The sequence below is a fragment of the Sphingobacterium sp. N143 genome, from assembly GCF_030325625.1.
Classification (GTDB): Bacteria; Bacteroidota; Bacteroidia; order Sphingobacteriales; family Sphingobacteriaceae; genus Sphingobacterium.
The window spans coordinates 22,627-48,162 of the sequence record NZ_JACAIS010000014.1; the positions used below are offsets into that span (position 1 = coordinate 22,627).

20 protein-coding genes are annotated in these 25,536 nt (G+C 40.6%); 5 read left to right on the top strand and 15 right to left on the bottom strand.

Going from position 1 to position 25,536, the window contains the following annotated elements; genetic code table 11:
- The first annotated feature begins 45 nt into the window (after positions 1-45).
- The gene (locus tag HX021_RS20995; RefSeq protein WP_286592578.1) at positions 46-456 is read left to right on the top strand and encodes a Dabb family protein; all 411 of its coding nucleotides are present in this window, start codon (positions 46-48) and stop codon (positions 454-456) included.
- On the opposite strand, the gene HX021_RS21000 is transcribed toward HX021_RS20995, so the two are convergent.
- Genes HX021_RS21000 through HX021_RS21025 form a run of 6 tightly spaced genes read right to left on the bottom strand, consistent with a single transcriptional unit; the run spans position 449 to position 6,703 of the window.
- Complete coding sequence (locus HX021_RS21000; protein WP_286592579.1) at positions 449-1,777, bottom strand: DUF58 domain-containing protein; 1,329 nt, start codon at positions 1,775-1,777, stop codon at positions 449-451. The two genes, HX021_RS20995 and HX021_RS21000, sit on opposite strands and share 8 nt — an antisense overlap.
- The gene (locus HX021_RS21005) at positions 1,777-2,766 is read right to left on the bottom strand and encodes an AAA family ATPase (RefSeq protein ID WP_286592580.1); all 990 of its coding nucleotides are present in this window, start codon (positions 2,764-2,766) and stop codon (positions 1,777-1,779) included. Before HX021_RS21005 ends, HX021_RS21000 begins: the two co-directional genes overlap by 1 nt.
- Positions 2,763-3,953 (bottom strand): DUF4350 domain-containing protein, encoded by a 1,191-nt coding sequence (locus HX021_RS21010; protein ID WP_286592581.1) that lies wholly within the window; start codon positions 3,951-3,953, stop codon positions 2,763-2,765. The genes HX021_RS21005 and HX021_RS21010 overlap by 4 nt, the downstream gene beginning before the upstream one ends.
- Entirely contained in the window at positions 3,950-4,846 is an 897-nt protein-coding gene (locus tag HX021_RS21015; protein ID WP_286592582.1) for a DUF4129 domain-containing protein, read from the bottom strand. The genes HX021_RS21010 and HX021_RS21015 overlap by 4 nt, the downstream gene beginning before the upstream one ends.
- Positions 4,839-5,750, bottom strand: coding sequence for an ABC transporter permease (locus HX021_RS21020; RefSeq protein WP_286592583.1), 912 nt, complete (start codon positions 5,748-5,750; stop codon positions 4,839-4,841). The genes HX021_RS21015 and HX021_RS21020 overlap by 8 nt, the downstream gene beginning before the upstream one ends.
- Complete coding sequence (locus HX021_RS21025; protein ID WP_286592584.1) at positions 5,741-6,703, bottom strand: stage II sporulation protein M; 963 nt, start codon at positions 6,701-6,703, stop codon at positions 5,741-5,743. Before HX021_RS21025 ends, HX021_RS21020 begins: the two co-directional genes overlap by 10 nt.
- Before the next feature lie 115 nt (positions 6,704-6,818).
- On the opposite strand from HX021_RS21025, the gene HX021_RS21030 reads away from it, so the two are divergent.
- On the top strand, positions 6,819-7,550 hold the full coding sequence (locus tag HX021_RS21030) for an RDD family protein (RefSeq protein WP_286592585.1): 732 nt from the start codon (positions 6,819-6,821) through the stop codon (positions 7,548-7,550).
- Positions 7,551-7,639: 89 nt separating this feature from the next.
- On the opposite strand, the gene fabD is transcribed toward HX021_RS21030, so the two are convergent.
- The 4 genes from fabD to HX021_RS21050 all read right to left on the bottom strand — a co-directional run bounded on the left by fabD (position 7,640) and on the right by HX021_RS21050 (position 13,381).
- A complete protein-coding gene (fabD, locus tag HX021_RS21035) occupies positions 7,640-8,530 on the bottom strand; it encodes an ACP S-malonyltransferase (protein ID WP_286592586.1) in 891 nt (296 codons plus the stop codon).
- Between the two features lie 266 nt (positions 8,531-8,796).
- On the bottom strand, positions 8,797-10,026 hold the full coding sequence (locus tag HX021_RS21040) for a M16 family metallopeptidase (RefSeq protein ID WP_286592587.1): 1,230 nt from the start codon (positions 10,024-10,026) through the stop codon (positions 8,797-8,799).
- Between the two features lie 18 nt (positions 10,027-10,044).
- Entirely contained in the window at positions 10,045-10,491 is a 447-nt protein-coding gene (locus HX021_RS21045) for a GNAT family N-acetyltransferase (RefSeq protein ID WP_286592588.1), read from the bottom strand.
- A gap of 94 nt (positions 10,492-10,585) precedes the next feature.
- Positions 10,586-13,381, bottom strand: a complete 2,796-nt coding sequence (locus HX021_RS21050) for an outer membrane beta-barrel protein (RefSeq protein WP_286592589.1) — start codon at positions 13,379-13,381, stop codon at positions 10,586-10,588.
- 283 nt (positions 13,382-13,664) lie between these two features.
- Between HX021_RS21050 and rnhB the strand changes: the two genes are divergently transcribed.
- Positions 13,665-14,261: a ribonuclease HII gene (gene rnhB, locus HX021_RS21055; RefSeq protein ID WP_286592590.1), complete on the top strand. Its 597-nt coding sequence runs from the start codon at positions 13,665-13,667 to the stop codon at positions 14,259-14,261.
- 29 nt (positions 14,262-14,290) lie between these two features.
- Here the strand turns inward: rnhB and HX021_RS21060 are convergent, their stop codons facing one another.
- The 5 genes from HX021_RS21060 to HX021_RS21080 all read right to left on the bottom strand — a co-directional run bounded on the left by HX021_RS21060 (position 14,291) and on the right by HX021_RS21080 (position 21,988).
- On the bottom strand, positions 14,291-16,771 hold the full coding sequence (locus HX021_RS21060; protein WP_286592591.1) for a YfhO family protein: 2,481 nt from the start codon (positions 16,769-16,771) through the stop codon (positions 14,291-14,293).
- Positions 16,772-17,023: 252 nt separating this feature from the next.
- Entirely contained in the window at positions 17,024-17,341 is a 318-nt protein-coding gene (locus HX021_RS21065) for a YbjQ family protein (RefSeq protein WP_286592592.1), read from the bottom strand.
- A gap of 3 nt (positions 17,342-17,344) precedes the next feature.
- Positions 17,345-18,031, bottom strand: coding sequence for a potassium channel family protein (locus HX021_RS21070; protein ID WP_286592593.1), 687 nt, complete (start codon positions 18,029-18,031; stop codon positions 17,345-17,347).
- 108 nt (positions 18,032-18,139) lie between these two features.
- On the bottom strand, positions 18,140-19,930 hold the full coding sequence (locus tag HX021_RS21075) for a TrkH family potassium uptake protein (protein WP_286592594.1): 1,791 nt from the start codon (positions 19,928-19,930) through the stop codon (positions 18,140-18,142).
- Between the two features lie 162 nt (positions 19,931-20,092).
- A complete protein-coding gene (locus HX021_RS21080; RefSeq protein ID WP_286592595.1) occupies positions 20,093-21,988 on the bottom strand; it encodes a hypothetical protein in 1,896 nt (631 codons plus the stop codon).
- A 96-nt stretch (positions 21,989-22,084) separates the two neighbouring features.
- On the opposite strand from HX021_RS21080, the gene HX021_RS21085 reads away from it, so the two are divergent.
- Positions 22,085-23,122, top strand: coding sequence for a hypothetical protein (locus tag HX021_RS21085; protein WP_286592596.1), 1,038 nt, complete (start codon positions 22,085-22,087; stop codon positions 23,120-23,122).
- Positions 23,082-25,535, top strand: coding sequence for a hypothetical protein (locus HX021_RS21090; protein ID WP_286592597.1), 2,454 nt, complete (start codon positions 23,082-23,084; stop codon positions 25,533-25,535). Before HX021_RS21085 ends, HX021_RS21090 begins: the two co-directional genes overlap by 41 nt.
- Position 25,536: the final 1 nt, after the last annotated feature.

Consider the following 25,536-nt stretch of genomic DNA (forward strand, 5'->3'; position numbering starts at 1 on the left):
AATGTCTCCCTTTTTTTGTACCTTAATCATCTAAACCGTTCCATCATGAAAAGACGAAACTTTCTACTAGCACCAATGGTCCTAATGACTGTGCCAACGCTGGCCCAGGCCAATGAAACCCAATCGGATCAAAAGATCCCATCAAATACCATCGTCCACGTGGTAAATTTCTGGCTAAAAAAAGATATCAGTGAAAAAGACAAGAAAGACTTTGTCGGTTTTTTTGAAGAACTCCGAAAGATAGAGACTATCCAGTCACTAAATTATGGCATTCCGGCCCAAACAAATGACCGTCCAGTAGTTGACAACAGTTTTGATTATACCTTGATCGTAACATTCAAGGACCTGAAAGACATCGGCGTTTACGAAACACACCCCATACATCTAAAAGCCATCGAAAAATATCAACACTTTTGGACAAAAGTCATGGTAAAGGATACCGCCATCATTAAATAAGCCCGCGCGCTTTTATTTCCAGGTATTTGTTAATCGAATTAATGGTTAAATTCTCCGGTGCAGTATAGATCGTCTGAAACCCATTGCGGATAAGCTCTTGTACAATAAGCTGCTTCTCATAGATAAATTTTTCCGCAATGATCTGGTTATAGATATCGATGGTCTTTTTCGGGGAACTCTTGGCCAGGTCTTCGACTTCAACATTTTTAAATACGATCACGACAATGATATGGCTCCTATTTAACATCGTCAGGTATCCCATTTGCCGTTTTAAGGAATCCAGTGTTTCAAAATTCGTATAAAGAAAGATGAGTGAACGCTTATTGATGTGTGCATTGGCATAGCTATAAAGTTTGCCAAATTCCGATTCATCAAATTTCGTTGTAATCTGATATAAGGCTTCCGAGATCTTATGCATTTGGTTATTTCTTTTTTCCGCAGCAATAAAAGCGTTCATCTCTTTCGAAAAAGTAAGTAGTCCCGCACGGTCCTGTTTCAATATCGTTGCGTTAGAAAGCACCAAAGATGCATTGATTGCATAATCCAACAAGGTTAATCCATGAAAGGGCATGCGCATGGCCCGCCCCAGATCAATAAATGAATAGATGGGCTGGGATTTTTCTTCCTCATATTGGTTGACCATCAATTTTTTGACCTTTGCCGAAGCCTTCCAGTTCATATGGCGATAATCATCGCCCTGTACATATTCGCGGACATGATCAAATTCCATGGCCGATCCAATGCGCCGGATACGCTTTATTCCCATCTCATTCAGCCTGTTGCTCGTCGCTAAGAGCTGATATTTCCTTAACTGTATATAAGAAGGGTAACAGGGAATCTCCTGTTCCTGATTGGTAATAAAGCGACGTTTAAAAAAACCAAACCGCATTACCAATGCCATGCAGCGGCCAAATTGATATATCCCCCGTTGTGTGGGCCGCATGAAATAAGAAATTTCTGTGTGCTGATTTGCCGGTAACTGGGTCAAAAACTCTTTGCCCCGAAGCTGCAACTGTACCGGAAATTCTTCCAGGACCTCAACTACCGTAGCAAATGGATAAAAGGAATGAACAAGCAATTTCATGGGATTTTCATCTCCATTGGACAGCTTCTCAGGGTATATCCTGGTGATTTCAATCCGCCCTTTTCCAGCGAATAACAGGATGAAATCAAAGATCAAAACAGCCATCCACAACCAAAATACGATCCAGGCAACCACAAACAGCCCTTTAATAAAAAAAGAAACTGTAAAGAATGCTGCTACGCCCAATAGGGAATAAAAGAACTGACTGGTAAGGAAAAGCTGTTTTAATTTTCTCATTATCTTGGGATCTCAACAGAATTAATAATTTGGTCAATGACATACGTTGTCGTGAATCCTTCCATTTCCCGCTCAGGTGTCAACATCACCCGATGCCCCAAGACCGCCGGTGCTACCCGCCTGATATCTTCAGGTGTTACAAAGTCGCGTCCGCTCAATGCTGCTGATGCCTTCGCAGATTCCAAAAGGGCAATGGATGCTCTTGGCGACGCCCCCAAAGTTAAACTAGGGTTGCTACGGGTCTTAATAATGACCTGGGCAGTATAGGTTAACAACTCCTCATGTACAAAAACCGACTTAATAAGCCGTTGGAAGGAAGAAATTTCCGTCGCAGTGACCACACTGTTTACCTGATCCTCTTTATTCGAGGCCTTTTGCGCATGATGCTCCTTCAGGATCTCCAGTTCTTGCTCAAGCTCAGGATAATTGACATTAATTTTAAAGAGGAAACGATCCAGTTGTGCTTCTGGCAATCGATAAGTCCCCTCATGTTCGATCGGATTTTGTGTGGCAAAGACAACAAAAGGAGCAGGCAGAATATAGGTATTTCCATCTACCGAAACCTGATGTTCGGCCATACTCTCAAAAAGTGCGGCCTGGGTTTTGGCAGGGACACGGTTGATCTCATCAATTAATACAATATTAGCGAAGATTGGCCCTTTTCGAAACTCAAACTCATTACTCTTCAGATCCAGAATGGATGATCCGGTAACATCTGAAGGCATCAAATCTGGAGTGAACTGAATGCGTTTAAAGTCACTATTGATCGTTTTGGCGATCAGCTTGGCAGACAAAGTCTTTGCCACCCCCGGTAACCCTTCGATCAGCGAATGTCCGGAAGCTAAAATAGAAATCAACAACATATCAATCAGCGCATCCTGACCCACGATCACCTTTTTGACTTCCATTTTTACCTGAGTCATTTTCTCGAACAAAACCGATACATCCAATCGGTTCTCAAAGGATATATACTTATCGAATTCACTCATATCATTTTTGCTTTATGTTTAAAATCTTCAATATTTTCATTCACTTGCTTTAAATCGGTCAGATCATGTTGTTTCGCCTGCTGCATCCGTGCAATCAGTTTAATCACATGTTCCGTTTCAGCCAATGGAACACCAGAGCGTTCGGCCAAATCCGCACAGAAGCCCTCTTCTTTCAGCTCCAGCGTATCGATATGAAAGCGATTCCGCAGATCATGTAGAAAATAATCTATCTTTTTGGCTACCATATTACCAGGCGTGCCATTTTCATAGTATAAGGTTGCTATCGTTTCACAAAACTCTTTGGACAGATTAGGTTCAGGCTTCACAATCTCAACAGCCCTTTGCTCACGTTTACTTCTAAAAACCAACAACAGCACCAATCCGCCTAACAGGAGATACCAGGCCTGTCTAAGCCCATCATGGGTCAGCAAAACACGCAATGGCGTTTTATATTGGTCAATATTCGCGTTGAAATCATACCAAGCCAATGGCTTATCATTTAAATGCGATAGTGACTTGGCCACATAGGCATATTGTGAAGCCGAGTTCAGCAAATAATAATTTGCAAATAAATCTGGTGTCAGGTGTAAATATAACATCCCCTTACCAATACGCACTTCAACAAAATTGGGCAAGCTAAAATCCTGATAAGTAATTCCCCCAAGAATGGTCGCGTTTTTGGGAAGTTTCTCAAAGACCACATTTAAATCCGATTTGCCATAATGAATCTTATTGTTTTCATTCATTAACCTTACCCTTAGCTGTTTTTTTATATCCGCACCTTGCTTATAACCATAAAAATTATATGTTTTAATAGATAGGGAATCCAAGAGGTAATAATCAATATCTTCTGCAATAATCATGGCTTTGCCACCCTTGGAGATATAATCCAATAATTTGTCTTCTGCTGCCTCACCGAAGGAAAAATAGGAAGTATAAAACAACAGGTTGGTATTCGTATTTTTAACACTATCCAAATACTCATATAAGGGACGTTTGATATCTGTCACCTGCTGCCCCATATATTTTAACTCCTGCCTGAACACATAAGCCCCAAAGGGATTTTTATCTTTAGCATCAAAAGTCCGCTCCCAAATAATGGGTTTCCTGCTCGTCATATCGATGACACCGATCAGCAGCAGCACGACGCCCAATAATATCAACCCAAATTTTACCGATCCTTTCATTTAATCTGATTTTGATATTGACTAAATAACACCTTGTACTGATTAAAATCAGATTCGGCCAATTCAAACTGTCCAAACCAGACATAATCAAAGATCCTCGTACAGTCCATAAATCCCTGACGAAGGTTTTCATCCCGGATCTCCTGAGCAAATTCTGCGTTCGTCTTACTATGCTTCCATTTAACATATCCGGCATGGGCCAGCTTTTGAATATTGAGCAATTGCAGGTAACGGATGCTCAAAGCATAATTTTTTTGCACCATTGCATCCTGAATATACGGATCCAGATTGCTGTTCATTAAATTTCTTTCTACATAAGCCAATGTGTCCAGTTCGTCCTCTTCTTGATCATGTTTGATAAAGTATTGTTTCTTATTATATAAGACCTTATACAGGATAAAAGCTAAAGCAATTAATGCTAAGAAAGCAAATAAATAACCGAACTCCTCTCTAAATTTATATGGATTATCAGGCATCATGCTACTTAACCAATCTGTAAGCCGTGAAAAGATACGCTGCAATACCCCTACCTTGTCCTTAATATTCTCGGAATATACAAAATCATCATGCTCATACCGGTTAATAATATGCTCAAATGAATCCGTTTTGAATGGTCTTTGCGCGCTGTATTTAGGGATAGAATCAAACAAATTTGGATCCCAAAGGTCAATTTTAGCGTCCTCCTCGGCTGCCGCGGTCTTCATCGTAACAGCCGAATCAGTCAACGCTGAATCTGCGGCTTCACTTGCGGAATCCAATATTGCCATCACAGAGTCTACAGGAATGGTTGTTGAATCGGCAGTAGTAAGTTCAGCCTCCCGGTCCCTAGGTTTAGGATCACAGGCGGCAATGAGGATACATACGAAGAAAAAAAAGAATACCCACTTATGCATCTGGCCCTCCGATCCGATCAATCATACCATATATACGTTCACCAAATTTTAAGTCTTTAGCAGTTTCATAAATGATACCATTAGCCAAAACACCGGCCATATACAAAAACAAGGTAAATAGCGTAACGAACATACCACCTAATGTCATCAATAATTTCCCCCATGACGAATCAAAAAAAGCAGCATCCATGCCCAAGAAATTATATGATATCAAAGAAATAATAATCAGGGGAACAATCGAAATCATCATCACGGCCATCTGAAAGATAAAATTAACAATATATGTCGCCACACCATATTGGATCAGCTTCTTACTGAGCATGACATACGCATCGGTAAAACAGCTCCCCAGATCGGAATATCCCTCCCGGTAGAACAAAAAGGAACTGAACAGCCAGATCCCGACCATGGCGATCAAGATGCCTATGGCAAAGCTCCCGACAAAGGGAATAAAAGCACTGATCACGGTCACAATCATAAGCGGTATAAAAATGACAATCAGCGCTAAAACCATGGCAAGTAAGAACATAAAATATCGTCCCAGGTTTGCTCTAAAATTTTGAAGCACCTCCTTTCCCGTGAAAGCAATATTTTTCCGTTCTTTTAGCAACAGAAAATACTCAATAGAAATACCGTATACATATAAACCCAACGCAATCAATGCTAAAATCAGCAATGCGCCCCATGTAAACCCATCAATATCTTCAAAAGAACTGCTGTTTGCAGAAAAAGTAATTTTTGTCGACAGAAAATAGTAGACCAGTGCGATCCCGGCCAATGGCAATGCGGACAGGCCAAATACGGTTGTCACAAAATGTTTATAGATCAATTTAAACAGATCAATAAAACTTTGGACAAAGTCCCCTACCTTTCGTTCTTTCTGAAATTCAAAATCTACTTCCATTGAAATCGTTTTGCTAATCGATAAGGGTTAATAATATAAACATATAAAATAGCCATCAAAGATAGCAGGATAATCAGCAGGCATAACCATATGGACACATTATAATATCTTGTTACAAAACCTTCCAAGGTACCCGCAATGATAAAAAAAGGAATGGTACTGACCAATACTTTCATCGCGGTCTTTGCCGTATGGACAAACGAGGCCATACGAGTGTAAGACCTGGGAAACAAAATGCTGTTGCCAATGGCCAGGCCGCAGCCTCCGGCGACAATAATCACAGCTATTTCGATCGTTCCGTGGATCCATACTGCTGACATCGCCTTCCCCATCACGCCATACTGAAAAAATAGCTGATGGAATGCTCCCAGCATGATGCCATTGCTGAACAGAACATAGCCTGTTCCGATACTCAAGAATAGTCCAAATGCGAAAGCCATAAAGGCAACACGGACATTATTAATCGTGATCCAGATTGCTGACCCAACATTACTTCCTTTACCATATACTGCCGCGGGGTCACCTTTCTTAATACTTTCTATCGTTGCATCAACATAAGAATCTCCCAAAATCAGCCGGATAAAATCAAGGTCGTACATGGCGGATAAAAAGCCAATGGCCGAGGCCAGGATAAAGATCAAAAGTGAGTAGAGCATTGGTCTACGGATGGACCATATTGCCTGTGGAATCTCTTCGTTAATAAAGGATTTAAATCTATTATTGGAAGCTTTCTGGTCCTTGTAGATCATTTGATGTGCTGTAACAGCCAGTTCATTCAAGTAAGCACGGACCTTACTTTCAGGATAAAAAGTTTGTGCATAAGCCAGATCATTGGTCAGTTCAATATAATTTGATGCCAGCTCATCCGGATCCACTTCCGTGTTAATTGATAAATTATTTTCAATTAACGTCCATTTTTCTTTATTTCGTTCTACAAATGATGCTTCTCTCATTAATTTTTTAACTGGCTAAACCAAATATATGAAATATCCACGATTGGAAAGCACAAACAGGGATGAAAATAACCTGGATATACCGTACGGCCATTGAAAGACAAATAATTGACATATGAACAAGCTTGAGATAAATACTGCACAAAATGTAAAGATCGAATATAACCTGGCCAGCCTGGGTTCAAGAATGATCGCATTCGCAATAGATTATTTTATTATCGTCTGTTATTTCTTCTTTTGTATGTTCCTTGTGGATGCATTGCATGTGACGAGTGGAGATCCCTACCTTTTCTATGGTATTGTCATGGGCATGACCCTACCAGCATTTTTTTATACCTTAATCACTGAAACTGCTTTTGGCGGACAGACGATCGGGAAGAAAGTCATGAAGATAAAAGTGGTAAAGCTCGACGGATCCCGGGCCAATTTTTATCAGTATCTATCCCGCTGGAGCCTCTCGATTGTGGATATTTGGATGACCATGGGTGGGATTGCCATTACCGCAATTGTTTTATCCAAGAATGGCCAACGCATTGGAGATATCGCCGGCGAGACTTCAGTCATCAGCCTGAAACCCGGATTAAAACTGAACGATACCATTTATGAGGAAACTTTTGAAAATCACCCGATTTTATTTCCTCAGGTCATCAAGTTGAGCGACCAAGATGCCAACACCATCAAGGAAGTGTATCAGACCGCTTTCGACAGAAAAGATGTCGGCATCTTAACAGCCTTAGTCCAACGCCTGGAAACGGTGATGGAAGTCAAACATCCTGAGAAAATGACCCCCAACGACTTTGTCTTGCAGGTCATGAAAGACCATTACAGCATGTTCAAAGACAAATAAGATAAGACCGAAAACAGCGCCGTTGGAAAAATTTTGAGCAACAAAAAAAGGAACCTAAGGTTCCTTTTTTTATCAAGTCAATCCTAATTTTACGCGTTCACAACCGCAGCTGAGGTCTGCACCTGACGGTCCACCTTTTTGACCAATCCTTGCAAAACATTCCCCGGACCAACCTCAACAAATGCCGTTGCACCATCTGCCAGCATATTTTGTACGGTTTGCGTCCAGCGGACAGCTCCTGTCAATTGGGCAATCAGATTTTGCTTAATGACTGCCGGATCTGTTTGCGGCTTTGCATCGACATTCTGATAGATCGGACATCTTGGCGCAAGAATATCCACAGCTTCGATAGCAGCCTGTAATTCTACCTTGGCAGATTCCATCAATGGAGAGTGAAAAGCTCCGCCAACATTTAATTTTAATGCTCTTTTTGCCCCGGCTTCAGTCAACAATGCGCAGGCTTTATCTACTCCCGCAATGGATCCTGAAATCACCAATTGTCCAGGACAATTGTAGTTTGCAGCAACAACTACATCCTCCACCTGAGCACATATTTCTTCCACAACAGCATCTTCCAGACCCAATATTGCTGCCATGGTTGAAGGTTGTAGCTCACAAGCTTTTTGCATGGCATTAGCACGTTGTGACACCAATTTTAAACCATCTTCAAAACTTAGCGCACCAGCGGAAACCAAAGCGGAGAACTCTCCTAACGAATGGCCTGCCACCATGTCTGGCTGGAAAGATTCACCTAAAGCCTTCGCCAAAATAACTGAATGCAAGAAAATGGCAGGTTGTGTAACCTTCGTTTGTTTCAGTTCTTCATCCGTGCCCGAAAACATAATATCCGTGATACGAAACCCCAGAATATCATTCGCCTGTTCGAACAAAGCTTTTGTTTCTTCATTTAAATTATATAGGTCTTGCCCCATTCCAACAAATTGGGCTCCCTGACCAGGAAATACATATGCTGTTTTCATAAGTAAATAATTTATCTTTTAGTGGTTGTATGAAATATCCAGCTCAGTGTCATCAGTTTCTGTTTTTTGAACAGGGATATTTCATATTGTAAACATTACTGTAACCGCAAACTTAGATAAATTGCTCTTGATATGCAATATAATTGCACTCCATCCCGGAATTTATTCGTTTCCTTCATCGATTAAACATTCAAACAGGACGTTTGCCTGCTCGGGTCTGTCTACGTCAAAAACTTCGAAAACGGAGCTAACGACACCACTGGAAATTAATCCTCAGGAATAAAACTCAAGGACAGCATTTTTCTGGGATCAAACACATCCTGAGCAATGGTCAATAAATGATCCGGTTCCAGGAGCTGAATTTTTTCAATAACCTCTTCAAGTAAAACAACACGGTCATAATCCATCACATTTTTGGCTGCTGAGATGATCATGCTCATCCGGTTTTCCTCCGTTAGGGCGATCTGACCAATAAACTTCTGTTTGGCTTTCTTCAACTTAGCATCCGACAAAGGTTGTTGGCACATGTTGGACAGTTCCTTAAATACCAGTTTTTTTGCTTTTGCAACTTTCTCCTCATCTGTCCCCAGATAGATACTAAAAAGCCCTGTATCAGAAAAAATCGTATAATTAGACTCAATGGTATAGGCAATACCATACTTCTCGCGAATAGACAGGTTCAAAATAGATCCCATACCCATACCGCCCAGCATATTATTGAGAAGAAGCAGACCTGTTTTACGTTCGTCACGGTAGTCATATGCCAATGAGCCCAACATATAATGCACCTGATTAATCGGTTTGGCAATCTCCACATGTTGCTCCACAATTGGTTTTACATCATTTCTGGAACGTTTTGCATGATTTGAAGCGACCTCACCAAAGACCTTATATAACAATCGTTCAACCTCCTTCAGCCTGTAATTGCCCGTAATTCCGATAACCATTTCATGGGTATTGTAATTGGACTTCATAAAATCCTGTATATCACCCTTCTGCAATGCAACAAGCTGCTCTTCCAGGCCTAAAATATTATGGCCCAAACCGGATCCCCTAAATACCAGGTCTTCAAAATCGTCGACTATGGACTCTTCTGGGCTATCCAGATAAGAGGCCATCTCATCCACAATAACCGATTTTTCTTTTTCCATTTCAACTTCTGGAAAAGTAGAATGGAAAAAAATGTCCTCAAAGAGATCCAAGGCCCGGCCTAAATAAGGCTGTAATATAGAGGCATGCACACAGGTATATTCCTTGGTGGTGTAAGCATTTAGATCCCCACCGACAGATTCCAGGTGATTGATAATTTGTTGCGTCGATCGTCGTTCAGTACGCTTGAATAGAAGGTGTTCAATAAAATGGGCCACCCCAAACTTACCTGCTTTCTCATCACGGGAACCGGCATTAATAACCATGCACACATGGGTAATCGGTAGATTTTGATATTGGAACACCACACGGATTCCGTTTGACAATCTAATAATTTCGTACTCCATTCAGTCTACGGGATTTCTTTAATTGATATGTTTGCGCATAAATCTGCGCGGATGAAAACTGAAACCATTCTTCTCATACAGATGAATGGCAGGTTTATTATGCTGCTCTACTTCTAGTAGGATCAATTTGCACTGTTTTGACTCCAAAAATGAGTTTGCAAACTCTACCGCTAGCTTTCCGGCTCCTTTTCCACGGGCGTTTTCATGGATAAAAAGTTCATCCAGAAGTCCCACCAGCCCTTTAAATTCAAAACTAAAAAAATAGACAACGATCATATACCCCAGCACATCTGCGCCTTCCCGGATTAACCATGCCTGTCCAAGCTGAGGATCGCTGACAAAATGATGAAAGTTTTCTACCGTTGTATCATGATCTATATCATACCCATCGATCGCATAAAATTCCTCCATCATCGCTGCAATAACCGGAATATCCTGGATGGCCAGTTCTTCAAACTTGATCATTTTATCTATTTTTTCTGCAAAACTAGGTATTTTTTAATGCAAAATGGTCATAGCGAAATCACTATGACCATTTGTTCTTTGTATATCCCCCATTTTACATACGTGGTCTTCTCATTCCTCCATGAGACCTATTATCTTCTTGCGGATTGCCCATGGCAAATTTTTGCAGTTTAAAAGTAAATGACAACATGAAGTAACGGCCCAGACGATTGGTCCGGCTATCGGTGATCATTGCTTCAGTCACTGTTTGCGCTATATTGGTCTGTTGATTTAACAAATCGAATGCCTGCAGCCTAATCGTTCCCCGTTGATCTTTCAATAGTTTCTGTTCCAGATAGGTATTGATGATAAATGGGTTTGAACTAATGTTATAGCCATTATAAAAACTTTTTGACAGATCTGCGCCAAAAATAGTCGACTTGGTAATATTGACAGAGCCAATCAGGTTTGGTGTCCAGGAAGAAACATTGGTAGTCCGACCGGTCAAGGAGTTTTCAGTATGAGTATACTGATATCGAACTCCCGGATTAATTTCCAGATTTTCAGAAGGATTGTACCTAAACATCAGGCCCTGGTTAAAAATGATATTCCGGGCAATGTTTTTCTGTCCAATATTATCATCCTTAGTCGTGGAAAGATAACCAATGTTTTTATTGTAAGTCACTCCACCCATCAACATAATATTGTAGGTCTTTTCCTTTAATGATTTGCCATAATGATAGAATGAACTGACATTAAATGGTTTATCCGTTGTTTCATTTAAGTACCGTGTTTCAGAAATCAAGGTAGAGTTGGTCTTCCCTGTCTGATAATCCACCAAATCATCAAAATAACTCTTGTTCAGACTGACAATCTTATTATTCGTCAGACCTGCCCTCACAAAAGCAAAGAAATTATTTCCTTTTTGAAAATCATTTTTGCGGAAACGGACATTTAACTGATGGCTAAATTCAGGATTTAAAGCAGCATTACCCACGACAATGCTTGTCCGGTTTGTGCTCATATCAAACGGCAGGATCTGTGTCACCGAAGGTTCATTGGGTGTTCCTGAGTAATTTACAGAAATATTTGCTTGCCGGGAAAACTTATATTCAAACCGCGCGATTGGCATCCAGTTCATATTATTGCGATGGATAGGGACTATTAAGCCCGAACTGATCGCTTCGCCCCGCAATTGCGAAGGCTGTGCAGCCGCTCCAATGGAATAGGTTATTTTATCCCCATTATACAAATAGTTTGCCCCCACTTTATGTGTGGAGAAGGAATAGTCATAATTGTAATCAAAATTCAATTTAGGATCCTCAGCAATCAGATTACCATCTCTGTCAAAGCCCTGTTGAAAATTAGCATTATCGTATTTATTTTTATTGAAATCATAGGTCAGTTCCAATCGTCCTTTATCTGAAAGGGGCTCTGTATAATTAAGGGAAGCTCCAGCATTCCAGCTTTTGTTATTTGACTCCAAAATGGTTTTTTCATAAATTGAACTCAAACTTGAGTCCGCATTATTTGGGTCTGCCAACAACCTGTCAAGAATCGCATTTTGATCCTTTACTGTCTTTGCATTATTGTAATTCATATTGACAAAGACATTTCTGCCTTTATCATTCAATTTACGGTTGTATAACCCGCTGATACCAAAACGTGGAGCAGTAGAATTTGCCAGGGTATTTTGGTCCTGTGAATTATTGAATGCCGCGGTTCGATAGGTTACCGAATTCGATAAGGTCGTTGCATCCCCATCATCATAACCAAACTGAGGGGATATCTTGATGTAATCCTTATCGGTAGGTTTCCATTCCACGTTCGCTTCAAAACGATGGCTTCCACCGATCGTATTTGAATTGGTCAGCACGCTGTCTATTTGTTGGATTTCGGGTAATGTATTGTTCTGATATTTCTCCGACAGTGTCGTATTATTGGTGTGGCTATAGCTATAACTTCCATACATTGTCAGCTTCTCGGAGAAATCTTTACGATAGTTGAGACCTATGGATCCGATTTTAGTCAGGCCATCCGAACCGCCGAACATACCACCCCCACGGCGGCCTCCACCTCCCTGACGCCGGCGTGCTCCGCCCCCTGTTGTATTAAAATCAAACAAAGGTGCATTGGTATTGTTTAGATTACCCAAAACAGAGATCTGTTCGCCTTCACGCAGCCCCATCCAACTACCTGTTGCCTGATAACGGTCTTCGGTACCATATCCGGCACGTAATGTCGTGGCATAGCCTTTATTATATTTGGGATCAATCTGAATATTCAGCACTTTCTCCGACTCTCCGTCTTTATTGCCTGTTATATTGGCCATCTCACCATAATCATCGATGATCTGCATCTTTTGAATGATATTGGCCGGCAAATTCTGTGTTGCGGTCTTTACATCCCCACCAAAAAAATCTTTACCATTAATACGTACCCGCTGGACGGTCTCTCCTTGGGCCGTAACATTCCCATCCTTATCAACCTCGACACCTTGCAGTTTTTTCAACGCATCCTCAGCGACCGATCCGTCACGCAGTTTAAGATCTTTCATCGTATATTCCAAGGTATCGCCTTTCACCACCACTGTCGGTACACCATCCACAACCACTTCCTCCAGCATCTGTGCATTTTGCTGTAAGGTCAGGCTTGGGATCATGTATTTTTCCGTCCCCTCAGGAAAACCAAATTCTTTCTCAAAACGTTCAAACCCCAAATTAGACACAATAATCTTAAAAGTATCTGCCTTGATCTTATCAAAGGTGAAAATACCGGCCATATTTGATCCTGTAGTCATGGAATCCAGTTTGGAAGTCAATCTGACTGTGGCACCGGCAACAATTCTATTTTTATCATCTTTCAATATTCCCTGCACACTTTTGGTCTGGCCATATGCGGTCCACCCCATAAACATGCTTAACAAAAAAAGCACAAAGCCTCTCATAATATTTATTTTTATATTTCTATAGTTGACAAATCTTTGACCGAATAGCGCTACTTAAGTTTAACTATACGCGAACAAATTCACCATCTCGCTTATACCCAGACCTATTCGCAGACAAACTATCCAAAATCTTTACAAAAGAAGATATTATTAGTGTTAATTAGTGTAAATGGGTAATTTTCACATAGAAGTTACAATGGATAACTCTAAATTTATTTGTACTTTCGTTTATTTTACGAGACTAAATATGCTATTATCATATTATCAGGAACAGTGGATAGAAGCGGGTTGTGACGAGGCGGGTAGAGGTTGTCTGGCGGGTCCTGTCTTTGCTGCTGCGGTTATTTTTCCAACGGATTACCACCATGAACTTCTTAATGACTCCAAAAAGCTTAGTGAAAAAAAACGCATGACCCTACGGCCAATTATTGAACGTGAAGCCCTGGCTTACGCTGTAGCCAGCGTATCGGCAGCGGAAATTGACCGCATCAATATACATAATGCGAGCTATTTAGCCATGCATAAGGCTCTGGATATGCTTAAGCTAAAAGCGGAATATATTATTGTGGATGGAAATAAGTTTATCCCTTACCAGGAAACCCCTCATTCCTGTATCGTCAAAGGTGATGGAAAATACCTTTCTATTGCCGCAGCATCGATCTTGGCAAAGACCTATCGCGATGAATACATGGACAATATTGCAAAGGACTATCCAAATTACGATTGGCTCAGCAATAAAGGGTACCCAACAGTAAAACATCGAACTGCTGTACTGCAATATGGTCCGACACCACATCATAGAAAAAGCTTTAAAATAACTGACCCTCAGCTCAAATTATTTTAAAGCCTGCCTTTTTTGAAAGAGACATTGGCCTAAGCCACTGTCTCTTTCTGTCTTCCCTTAAAAGAGAAATATATTGCCGCCACAACCCCTAGACCGAGGATAATGGAGGATATCAATGTCAATATATTACCCATCTTATGCGATTCAGGATCAAAGATAAATTCCACCTTGTGCGTCCCCGCCGGTAATTGCAATGCCCTTAACAGATAGTCTGCACGAATGATTGGCGTTTCCTTTCCATCCACAAAGGCCTTCCACCCCTTATCGTAAAACACTTCAGAGAATACCGCAAAGGCATCATTTGCCGTGGTATACTCATACTGCATCTTATCTGGATGGTAAGATGTCAATTTGATTTCTCCAGTAGTCGGAGCATTAGATGTTTTTGCCTTAATCTCATTTTGGTATTGCTGATTGACAAAAGCTTCTTTACGTGGGTCAAAAGAATTGATCGCCTGCATTTCTTCTGCGTTTCCTTTCACAAAAGAGACTTTGTCCACAAACCAGGCATTGCCGGCAGCAGTACTTCTTCTCACAATACGTTGCGATTGATTCTGCTGGTCAGTAGTAATGAGATAACGGACATTGAACATATCCAGTACATCTTCATTCAGTGCACCATTGAACTGGTTTTCCAAAATTTCTTGAAAACGCATCAATTTGGCCGCATGATACCCACCCAAAGATTTATGGAAATAGGACGCACGGGCATCAGAGAATGGATTTGTAGTCAGATCAAGCACACGATAGCTCGGATCTTTATCCATTAAGATCAATTGATCTACCTCACGCTGTTGAAAGACCTGGCTTGTTGTCGCCCCTTTATCCATAAATGAACGGTCATTTAAAAAACGTTTATCGACACTCCACAGATCGAACAAAAAGAGGACCAACAAAGTTCCTAACAAGATACCTTCGCTTAATTTTTTCTTCAGGTAGAACCAAATAAGACCAAAAGTCAGCAAGATGATAGCAAAAGAACGATAGGCATCTTTACTGGCAATATCTTTACGGTCTAACACCAGTTGATTGACCAATTCGGTTGCTGTAGTCTTATCCCCTATCTGTTGCGTAAAGGATTCTATGAGCGTATTGTGTTCAGCATTTCTAAAATTCAGGAACAGATCTGGGAGCAGGCCGATCAGCAGACAGAATCCCCCGACACCAACAAAGGTATATAACACCTTTTTTTCCAGATTTGGAATTTCTTTTGCACGGGTCAAGAGCTCATTAACGGTCAGAACTGCCATGAGAGGCACCGTAATTGACACCAATACCAAAATGGATTCCACAGCCCTGAATTTATTGTACATGGGGAAATAATCAAAGAACAGGTCTGAAACCAGGGTGAAATTTTTTCCAAAGGACAACAATAAGGCTAATAGGGTTGTTGCCAATATCCACCATTTCAACCGGTTCTTGACAATAATTAAACCCAATACAAACAAGAAGAAAATACCTGCCCCAAAGTACCAAGGCCCGGAAGTAAACGGCTTGTCCCCCCAATAAGTGGGCATTCCTTCGGCAATCTGTCCTGCTTGAACGGCAGGCATACCGCCTTTTTCCATAAAAAACTTGGCGACATGTGACTTTTCGTCCAGTTGGCCTCCGTTTGCTCCACCATAAGCATTCGGAATCACAAAGGTCATGCTCTCACCGACACCTTGACTCCATTCATATGCATATTGTTTATCCAGACCTTTTTCTTTCGTCTTATTATCATCAACTTTGGTGATATTGGCATGTCCCCTGGTACTCAGTTTGCTGTACTCCCAAGTTGGCAATAAGATAGATGCATTAACCATGATCGCAATTGCCACGGCCAGAACCTGCCTGCCAGAAGCAATAAAAAATTCCTTCAGTTGCTTTTGCCTGATCGCATCTACCAGTGTGAAAATAACATACACCATGAGCGCCATAAGGAGATAATAAGTGGTCTGTAGGTGATTGACACGAATTTCTAAAGAGAGAAAAAGCGCCAATAGGACAGGTCCCCACAGTTTGCTCCCCCGGTAGCACATAATAACCGCCGCTAGGACAGGCGGAATAAATGCGATCGCATTAGCCCGGGTGATATGGCCTGCCTCAATATAAATAAAGTTATAAGATGTAAACGCTATGGCAATAGCTCCTACCGCAGCGAGCCATGGCCTGATACGTAATACGCTGAAAAGAAGATAAGCTCCCAGCAAATAGAATAATACGGTATCCATTGGGGGCGGAAAAACAAATTTCACGGCTTTCAACACATAAGTACCAATATTATTTTCATTGGCCTGCCAAATCTGATATGTGGGCATACCACCAAACATGGAATTGGTCCATAGCGGGGCTTTCCCGTCTTTAGCCTTGTAGTCAAATAACTCCTTTTGTCCCCCCTGTGCCTGTACCACATCCGATTGGGCCAATGTTTTACCTTGCCATACGGGTGTGAAATAAAAAGATACCAGGGCAATGAATATCGCAATAACGATCAAATGTGCCGAATTCGCCTTAAACCAATTTTTCATTTATCCTCTTAGGTTGTTTAAAAGTCTTAAAAGCCAAACTTAGATAAATTTGTTTTTATATACAATTATAATTATGCGCAACACAAAAGCAAAGCATCCTTTTGATTTGCGATGGATCATTCGTCTCCCTCAGTTTTTCGTCTCACAGAAATCAGCTGTCGCAGCGGCTACATGGACATCAGCTGAAAGCCCTCCAAGCCCAAATCTTTTTGTAACAAAATGCCCCCAATCAGACTGGGGGCATTTCGAAGTTTATTTCATTTTGACAGCAGTTCCCGTCGCTCCGACCATCATCATACCGCCTGTTCCAACAGTCTGAAAATCCAACCTTACACCCACTACAGCATCAGCGCCCAATGCTCTGGCCCGGTCCTCAAGTTCTCGCAGAGCAGCCTCACGTGTTTCCTGAAATGCACGTTCATAAGAATTGGACCGTCCACCAAAAAAATCTCTTAAGCCAGCCATCATATCTTTGATGGCATTTGCTCCTAGCACAACCTCTGAAGAAACGATCCCCAAATAACGGTCTATCTGATGTCCTTCAATATTACTTGTCGTTGTCAATAACATAATTTACTCTCCTTTTTGAATTAATTTGTTGATATTGGATAGTTCCCCAAAAACAACTAAGATGTCTCCTTCCGCCATGATTGTCTCTGACGTGGCGATGCCGGAAGCTTCTTTTTGTTCTTTAGTGACCCCATCTGTTTTTGTCTCTGTTATTTTTACCGTAGTCAGTACAATAATTTTATATAGGTTCGTGAGATTGGCCTCACGTAATGTCATACCCACATAACGTGTAGGCACCTTGGTCTCCACAATGGAATATCGATCCGAAACCTTAAAAGAATCCACGATATCAATATTATCCAAACGCATGGCCAACCGCTCTGCTGCCTCTTCTTCGGGCATGATATACTCATTGATCTCCATGGCTTCCAAAACTGTTTTCTGTAGTTCAGACACAATACGCCCGATAATTCGTTTTACTTTTAATTGTTTTAAAAGCGCCACAGTCATCAGCGATGCTCCTTCATCCTCTCCAATCGCCACAATCACGGCATGAGCATCTTTTAATGGTAATGACGTTACAGCCTCCCGATCTGTTGTATCAAGACATACCGTATGTGTGATCTTGTCCTTTAATTGTTCAACAATATTCAGGTTCCTATCGGCACCAATCACTTCATGCCCCAGTTCTGTCAGGTGAACACCCAATGAACGACCAAAATGCCCCAACCCTAAAACGATATACTTCATAACCCAAACTAAGATAAATTTACTTTTATTTACAAATGTAATCACATTATACCGATGATATGATCAGCACCTTTTTTGTATTGTATTAATTGCGGAGAATATATGCCATTAAAACAATATTTTTTCTTCCGGAAATATGATATTCCTCCGTGTTGTGTTTTTGATGAAAGCAACTAATAATGTCAACATGCCAACCCGTCCCACCAGCATCGTCACCACAATGATGAGTTTTCCCCCCATGCTTAGAGAAGGCGTCACCCCTAAACTCAATCCACAGGTCGTATATGCGGACAAGGATTCAAATAATAGATTTTTCATGCTTTTATCAGGGTCTGTAAAAATGAGCATAAAAAAGCTGAGTCCGACGACTATAAAGGACAATAAAATTATTGCAAAAGCTTTGCTGACCGATTCACTTGCAATTCTTCGTTTAAAGATTTCAATATATTCCTTTCCCTTTGCCAATGATACGATGTTGATCAGCGATAGTGCTACTGTTGTTACTTTCACCCCGCCACCGGTAGATCCAGGAGAAGCGCCCACCCACATTAAGACCATGGTCAAAAAGACGGTTGGAGCCCCCACAAAGCTCAAATCAATACTGTTGTACCCTGCAGACCGGGCTGCATTAGCCATGAAAAAGGAAGTGACCCATTCGCCATCGATTCCCTTTTCAAGCGAAAGTGTATGATTGCGCTCCAAAAAATAAAAAAACAGCGTCGCTCCGATAATAATAATGGCATTGCATACCAGCACCAGTTTTGAATTAAAACTAAAACTCCAGGCTTTATGTTTATAGCTCTTTTTGGTAATCAAACGGTGATACCAAAGCAGAAGGGATTCCTTGATGTAAGTATAAAAATTCAGTACAATGCCAAAACCTAAACCACCCAGGATGAACAAGGACGAAAGGGCAAGCTGAAAAGGATAGTTAAATTTATAAGCTTCGTTGGTAATCCCACCAGATAGGATTGAAAAACCGGCATTACAGAATGAAGAGATGGAATGAAAGATAGAAAAGAAAACCATACCCCCCACATTCGGAAAGTTAGCTCTCTCCAAGGTGCTGAATATTAATACTGCACCGAGAAATTCAAATAGCAGGGTAATAAATATAATGGTCAATAAGGTCTTAATGACCGAAGCAACCTTATTTTCACCCAAAATCTCACCAAACATCAACTGGTTTTTAAACGAAAAACCGCCCGAAAAAAAATAGCCAAAGAAGCCCGTAAAGGTCATTATACCCAATCCACCTACCTGGATCAAGACGATAATAACTGTTTGTCCGAACATGCTAAAATTGGTCGATATATCCACAACAGATAGCCCCGTTATGCAAACCGCGCTAGTGGCCATGAACAATGCATCCACAAAACTTAAAGGAGCCTCCACCGTAGTCCTAGGCAACATTAATAGTACTGTACCGATCAGGATAAGTACCAGAAAGCTAATGACAAATAAAATGGTCGGATTAAAATAAAAATTATCAAAGAATAGGGTACTTTTGGATAACTCTGCGATGAAGATAATGTAAATCCCCAGATAAATCCACTGCTCACGGGAAAAGACAGACAGTGCTCCGATACCCCCGAAACGGGCAATCAGGATAAAAAAGAAATACATTAAGATCAGTAGCCCTGAATAATGTTCGACAGCAATCTTCTTCAGCGCATAGATGGATGAGGATTCACGTAGCGCGATCATGAAGAAAAGCGCAAAAAAAAGATAATGAATCGTCTTACCCAGCAGATCACCTAATATAGGATCGGTCACATAGCCAACATTAAAGATCACGATAGCTGCACAAATCATGCTGACATAGAGCATGATCTTATCTACAAGCCCATTTTTATATTTGAAAACAAAACGAATAAAACTTAATATCGAATCTACCATGATAAGCCTCAAACTAAGATAAATTTGCTTTATTTACAAATTTATTGACCCATCGCCACAGATTCGGCATTTTTTTATCCTTAACATCCGGTGCTACCCTCGTGCTTTCCACGTGAAACGACAATACATTTTTCACTTTCAACAAGCTCATCAGCATTATATTTAGTTTTCTATTCCTTCTTTTTCCAGTTCCCGCTCAGCTTTTTCACGATCCCTTTTTCGTTTTTCCTCCATTTTTGCCGCAGCCTCTTCTTCAGCTTTCTTTTCTTCTTCTAACAACTCTGCAGCCGTTTTATGCCGTTTAAAAATTCCTGAAATCAGTTTCTTGGCTTTGCCAACACCGCTCACAACCTCTTCCACCCGGTCAGCGGTATTCATTAATTTAGCCTCCCGCTCTGGTCCCAGACCTACACATTGCTTGATTCCCATCAGCAAACTCTGCCACATTGCTTTAAAAAATGGATGATTGGGGTCCCGATGCTTGTTGATGTGCCCAGTAGTATAATGACCATACAGATCAGGATTACTGGGGTTGAACAGAACCTGATTGATCATAAACGAAAGTAATCCTTTCTTTTCCCGCCGACCATTATCGCCTGTCTCAGATAGAATATTGACTTTTAGATCATTGTAGTCCATTTTAAATGTACCTTTACTCCTGTAATCATTAGCCCAAACATCAAATGATATTTGTTGTAGATTTCCAGATTTGACCTCAACATTCAAAAGTGGTCGAATCATCTTATTGACAACAGTCAGATCCATATTTCCCAGACTTCCTTTATAGGTATATGCCCCAACCTTCGAGGTCATATCAAATACAAAATTGGCCAACAATTTTCCTGAATTCATAAAACTTGTACTCAAGTTAGCACGCATAAGCTTTTGCTGCTGCAATTTTGTCGAGTCATTGGTTACGTTCAAAAGTGTGCCATACGTATGGTCAAAGGTAATCGTTCCGATCTGGCTGTATTGATCACTCATTTCAGAATAAGAAATACCAATATTATCTAAAATCATCGAGTCAATGCCCAGCCGGGTTGACATGCGCATCAGTTTCATCTGCGGTGAATTGCCAATCTGACGGGATGGCGGATTTTTATAATGCTTATCACTGTACACAGCAAGTTGGCCATTTTTTAAAAAGGCCTTCTGCGCATAAATCTTTTTGTCTCTGGAAAGCTTACCAAAATTAAACTCCGCTAACTGTAGCGTATCCATCTTAAAGACAATGTAACTGCCACCTTTTCCTTTTTTTCTATAATAAGCAGCCTTATTCAATAAAGGCTGATACGCGACTTTCGTTAAAAGAACATTTCGGTGCTTACTATTGATCTTTAGCTTATCAAAGTCGATTTTATAAAATCCATCGGGCGTCTTATAGGTAAAGCCAGGGACTTCAATATCGATCATCTTTGAATGATAGAAACGCTGTTTATCAGTAGCAGAAGTAGAGTCGATCAATATGTCATCTATCCGGACCATGACCTTTTTAATTTCAATGTCTTGATGCACCCCCTTTTGCACCTGTGTATACTTCAGGTTAATATCATTTAAGTTCACGGCCTTGACCTGAATCTTTTTAAGGTTTTCTTTTATTTTCTCATAAAGTGGTTTCTTCGGTCCTTGATTAATGGTGTCATTGTAATGATGAGCTTCATTTACAACATGTATTGTGGGCGTATCTACGGTTATATCATGCAAAAACAATTCTTTGTCCATCAACACCTTACGTATACCGAAGCTTTTTATTTTAAGCTTATTGATGGCAATTTCAAAACGATTGTCAGGAGCTTTTTTCATCAACTCCAACTTTTTATAAACCATACTATCTGGAATAAGATGGAGGTTTTCTATTGTTAAATTGCCCAACAACAAATTAACATGGATATCATCATAACGAATGGAATACAAGCTGTCCGTAGCTTGCAGAACCAGCTGCTTTACCTTTGTATCCAGGAGAGGCTTCCACTTATTGCTAAAATACCAGACACTTCCGGTCAATGCCACCACGATAAACATCACAATACCGAGGATCCATTTAAAAATAGGCTTCATAAAGTCACAATCTCTTTGTAATTTCGTCTTTATTTTATTGATTAACAAACAAAATTAAACTCATTTTTGTTTCCAATACGATCAAATAAGATTAATATGCGCCATAGATCACTATTATTTTTATTTCTTGTAACGTTATCGCTACTTTTATTCAATTCCTGCCATAAAAATCAACATGAAACTGGCTTTTATTTCTGGAAAACGACCTTCCAATTAGACACCCTGGAACATAAGGCTTTACAAGAAATTGGGGCAAAATCTATTTATGTACGGATTATGGACATTGATTTCGACCCTTCCGGCATTCAGGCAGTCCCGATAAGTCCCATCACATTTGCTCAGCCTGTGCCTAAAGAGCAGCAGTTGATCCCAGTCGTCTTTATCAACCAGCGCATTTTCTCGGAAATGGACAGCCTACAGATCAGGGGACTTGCCAATAAGATCGTCCCATTTATCGCTGCAAAAATACAACAAGCGGGCAAAGAAGATTTTACCGAACTACAACTGGATTGTGATTGGACCAAAGCTTCACGGGACAAATTCTTTTACCTGCTCAAGTACCTCCAGGAACTCCCAGCATTAAAGGAAGTACTGGTTAGTTCGACGTTACGCCTGCACCAAATCAAGAATACCGCAACAAGTGGCATACCGCCAGTAAAAAAGGCCACCTTGATGTGTTACAATATGGGCAATTTGCGTCAATTTGGAAGTCAGAACTCTATTTTGAACCAACAGGATCTGAGACTTTATTTAAATGGAACATTGCGCAATTATCCAATGGACGTCGCTGTTGCGCTCCCCTTATTTCAGTGGTTCGTAGTTTTCAGAAACAACCGCTATATCGGTATTTCCAAACATATTGATGAACAGGACCTCTCGAATGATTCTTTATTTACCCATAACCCGAAGACCAATCTATACATTTTAACAACAGACCTTCCAAGAGCAAATCTTAAAAAGGGAGATATTGTCCGCTACGAACGGGCTACCCAAGATGATCTTTTACAAACGGCAAAATTTTTGAGGTCGGAATTGAAAGGCAAAGAACATCAGATTATTTTTTATCATTTAGATCAAGCGACACTAGCACATCATGGCAACGCCGAATTACAAGAAATTATTCGTGCTTTCTAGCACCACCATGGCTTTCTTCTTTGGAGAGATCGCAACAAATATAGCCTGTGGCCCCGAAGTGGATCCTTATGACAATCAGACAACCTATTATCTCCCCAATTTAGAGGATAAAGGTTTCTCCGCGTTTCAATACATCCCCTATCAATTTCTTTATACGGAAGAGGCTCCTGTCAAAGAGAGTCTCATCAATAGCGAAGCATGGGCAAATCATCTGGGCAAACGGGTGAAAATAAGAGATATTGAACAATTCATGTATCATACTGATGAAGCCACATCAAATTTGGTTACTGATCAGCAAAAATCATCCTGGAGCAATCTCCCCGATTCCGTCAAAAGAAACACTTTCCTTCAAACATTGATCGATGGTAGGCACGAACCAGAAAGAGCTTACTTTATTTTCACAAAGAAACAAGAGCCCATTACGAATATCCAGCATAATTATTGGGATCCTGATACCCGAAATTTTAAAGCGATTGTGCACTATGCCGAACTTGCAGAACAGCAGATCGACAAATTTCCCAGAAAAAGCTTTTTATATGTACGCTATGCCTATCAGGCTGCCCGGTTATATTTATTCGGGCAGAAATATGCCAAAAGCATTGCTGTTTATGAAAAATACTTACAGCCACTCAACGGTAACGATGCCATCTTAAATTGGGCCCTGTCCAATTATGCAGGTGCAGTACGTAAAAATGGGGATGGAGCCAAAGCCGCTTATCTCTTTTCGAAATTATTTACAGCAAGCCCTGAGCGACGTATCTTAGCCTATTCAAATTTCCATTACATCACCGCAACCGATGCCGAAATTTTTCAATATGCTAAGAATGACGCGGATAAGTTCAACATCAATGCAATTATGGGATTCGGGACGAGTGATCGCTCCATGAAATACCTAGATGCCTGCTACAATCTTGATCCAGCCAATACCGTCAATGCAGTACTGCTGGGACGAGAGGTCAATAAAATAGAAGGGGACATGAATGAATCCTTTTATATTGGCTATGGCGAACATTATAATTATTATGCTTGGAACAAGGATAAAAACACAGCTCAACTACATCTGGACTCGGTCCGGAATTTTGCTTTACATCTCTATCACGACAAAAAATACATTCAACCACAGCTAGGACTTATTACCGCAGCGTATTTAAGCTGGATGAATAAAGAAAATGATCTGGCAAAAAAGTATCTTGAGCAGGTCAATCAGGCCGATCTCAACACTAAATTAGCAGACCAATTCCAGATCACTGTATTACTGACTCAATTGGCCGACTGGCAAAGCAACAAACAGCTTGATCAGTCAAAGCTTGTAAAAACATTAGCCTGGCTCGAAGAGAAAGCCAAATCGGAAAAGGAAAACAATCCCAAGAAAGACGATTGGAGCTACAGTACCTTTGAATACAGCAACTATAGCCTGATCAGTAGAAATATCCTTCAAAACCTAGTCGTCAAACATTATCTCCAAACACAGGATACAGCAATGGCTGGCCTAGCAGCTGTTAAGGCGGATATTTTCTTTAATTATGGCTTTGTGAAGGATTCTCTTGAAGACAATATGCAATGGCCAACCATGCATTTCTGGGAAAATAGCTTAACGCCAAAAAGCCTGCTAAAAATCAAGAGCTTGCTTTCTGACGATTCGCAGCAGAATACCTTATCCAAGTTTTTGCTGAAAGACATCAAGCATTTTAATCATGATTATCTTACTGAGCTCTTGGGGACGACATATCTTCGGGAATTAGATTTTCAACAGGCTGCAAAAACCTTACAACAGCTTCCTAAAAACCATAAAATAAAAGAACTAAAGAATTGGTATAATGAGGATGAAGACATCAAACCCAACCCGTTTATTGTCGCCATCAATGACTACCCTAAAAAGTATGGCAAAGAGTATACGACCAAACTAAAGTATGCGGAACGTATGGCGCACTTGGAAAATACCATAAAAGCTGAAAAAAATAACCAGAAAAAAGCAGATTTATATTTCCAGATGGCTACCGGCATCTATCAGACAAGCACATATGGAAATGCCTGGTCAATGGTTTCCTATGAATGGTCATCTGCCGACAACCAGGCACCATCAACGCTCCATTGGCAACGGAATTATTTACGGACAAAATCTGCGAAAGAATGGTATAGCAAAGCACGCGCACTAAGTTCTGATAAAGAGTTTAAAGCAAAATGTACCTTCATGCTGGCTAAATGTGAACAAAAGGATTTTGTGTACAGCAAGGAAGCACGTTGGCAATACTACGATTCTCCATTAAAAGATCCTTTTTACCGTTTCTCCATGCAGAATAAGTATTTTGAGGAATTAAATGCTCACTATAAAGATACGCCGTTTTTCAGGATTGCCTCCAGGGAGTGTACTTATCTACGGGATTTTATCAATTCAACAGCAGTTATGCACTAGT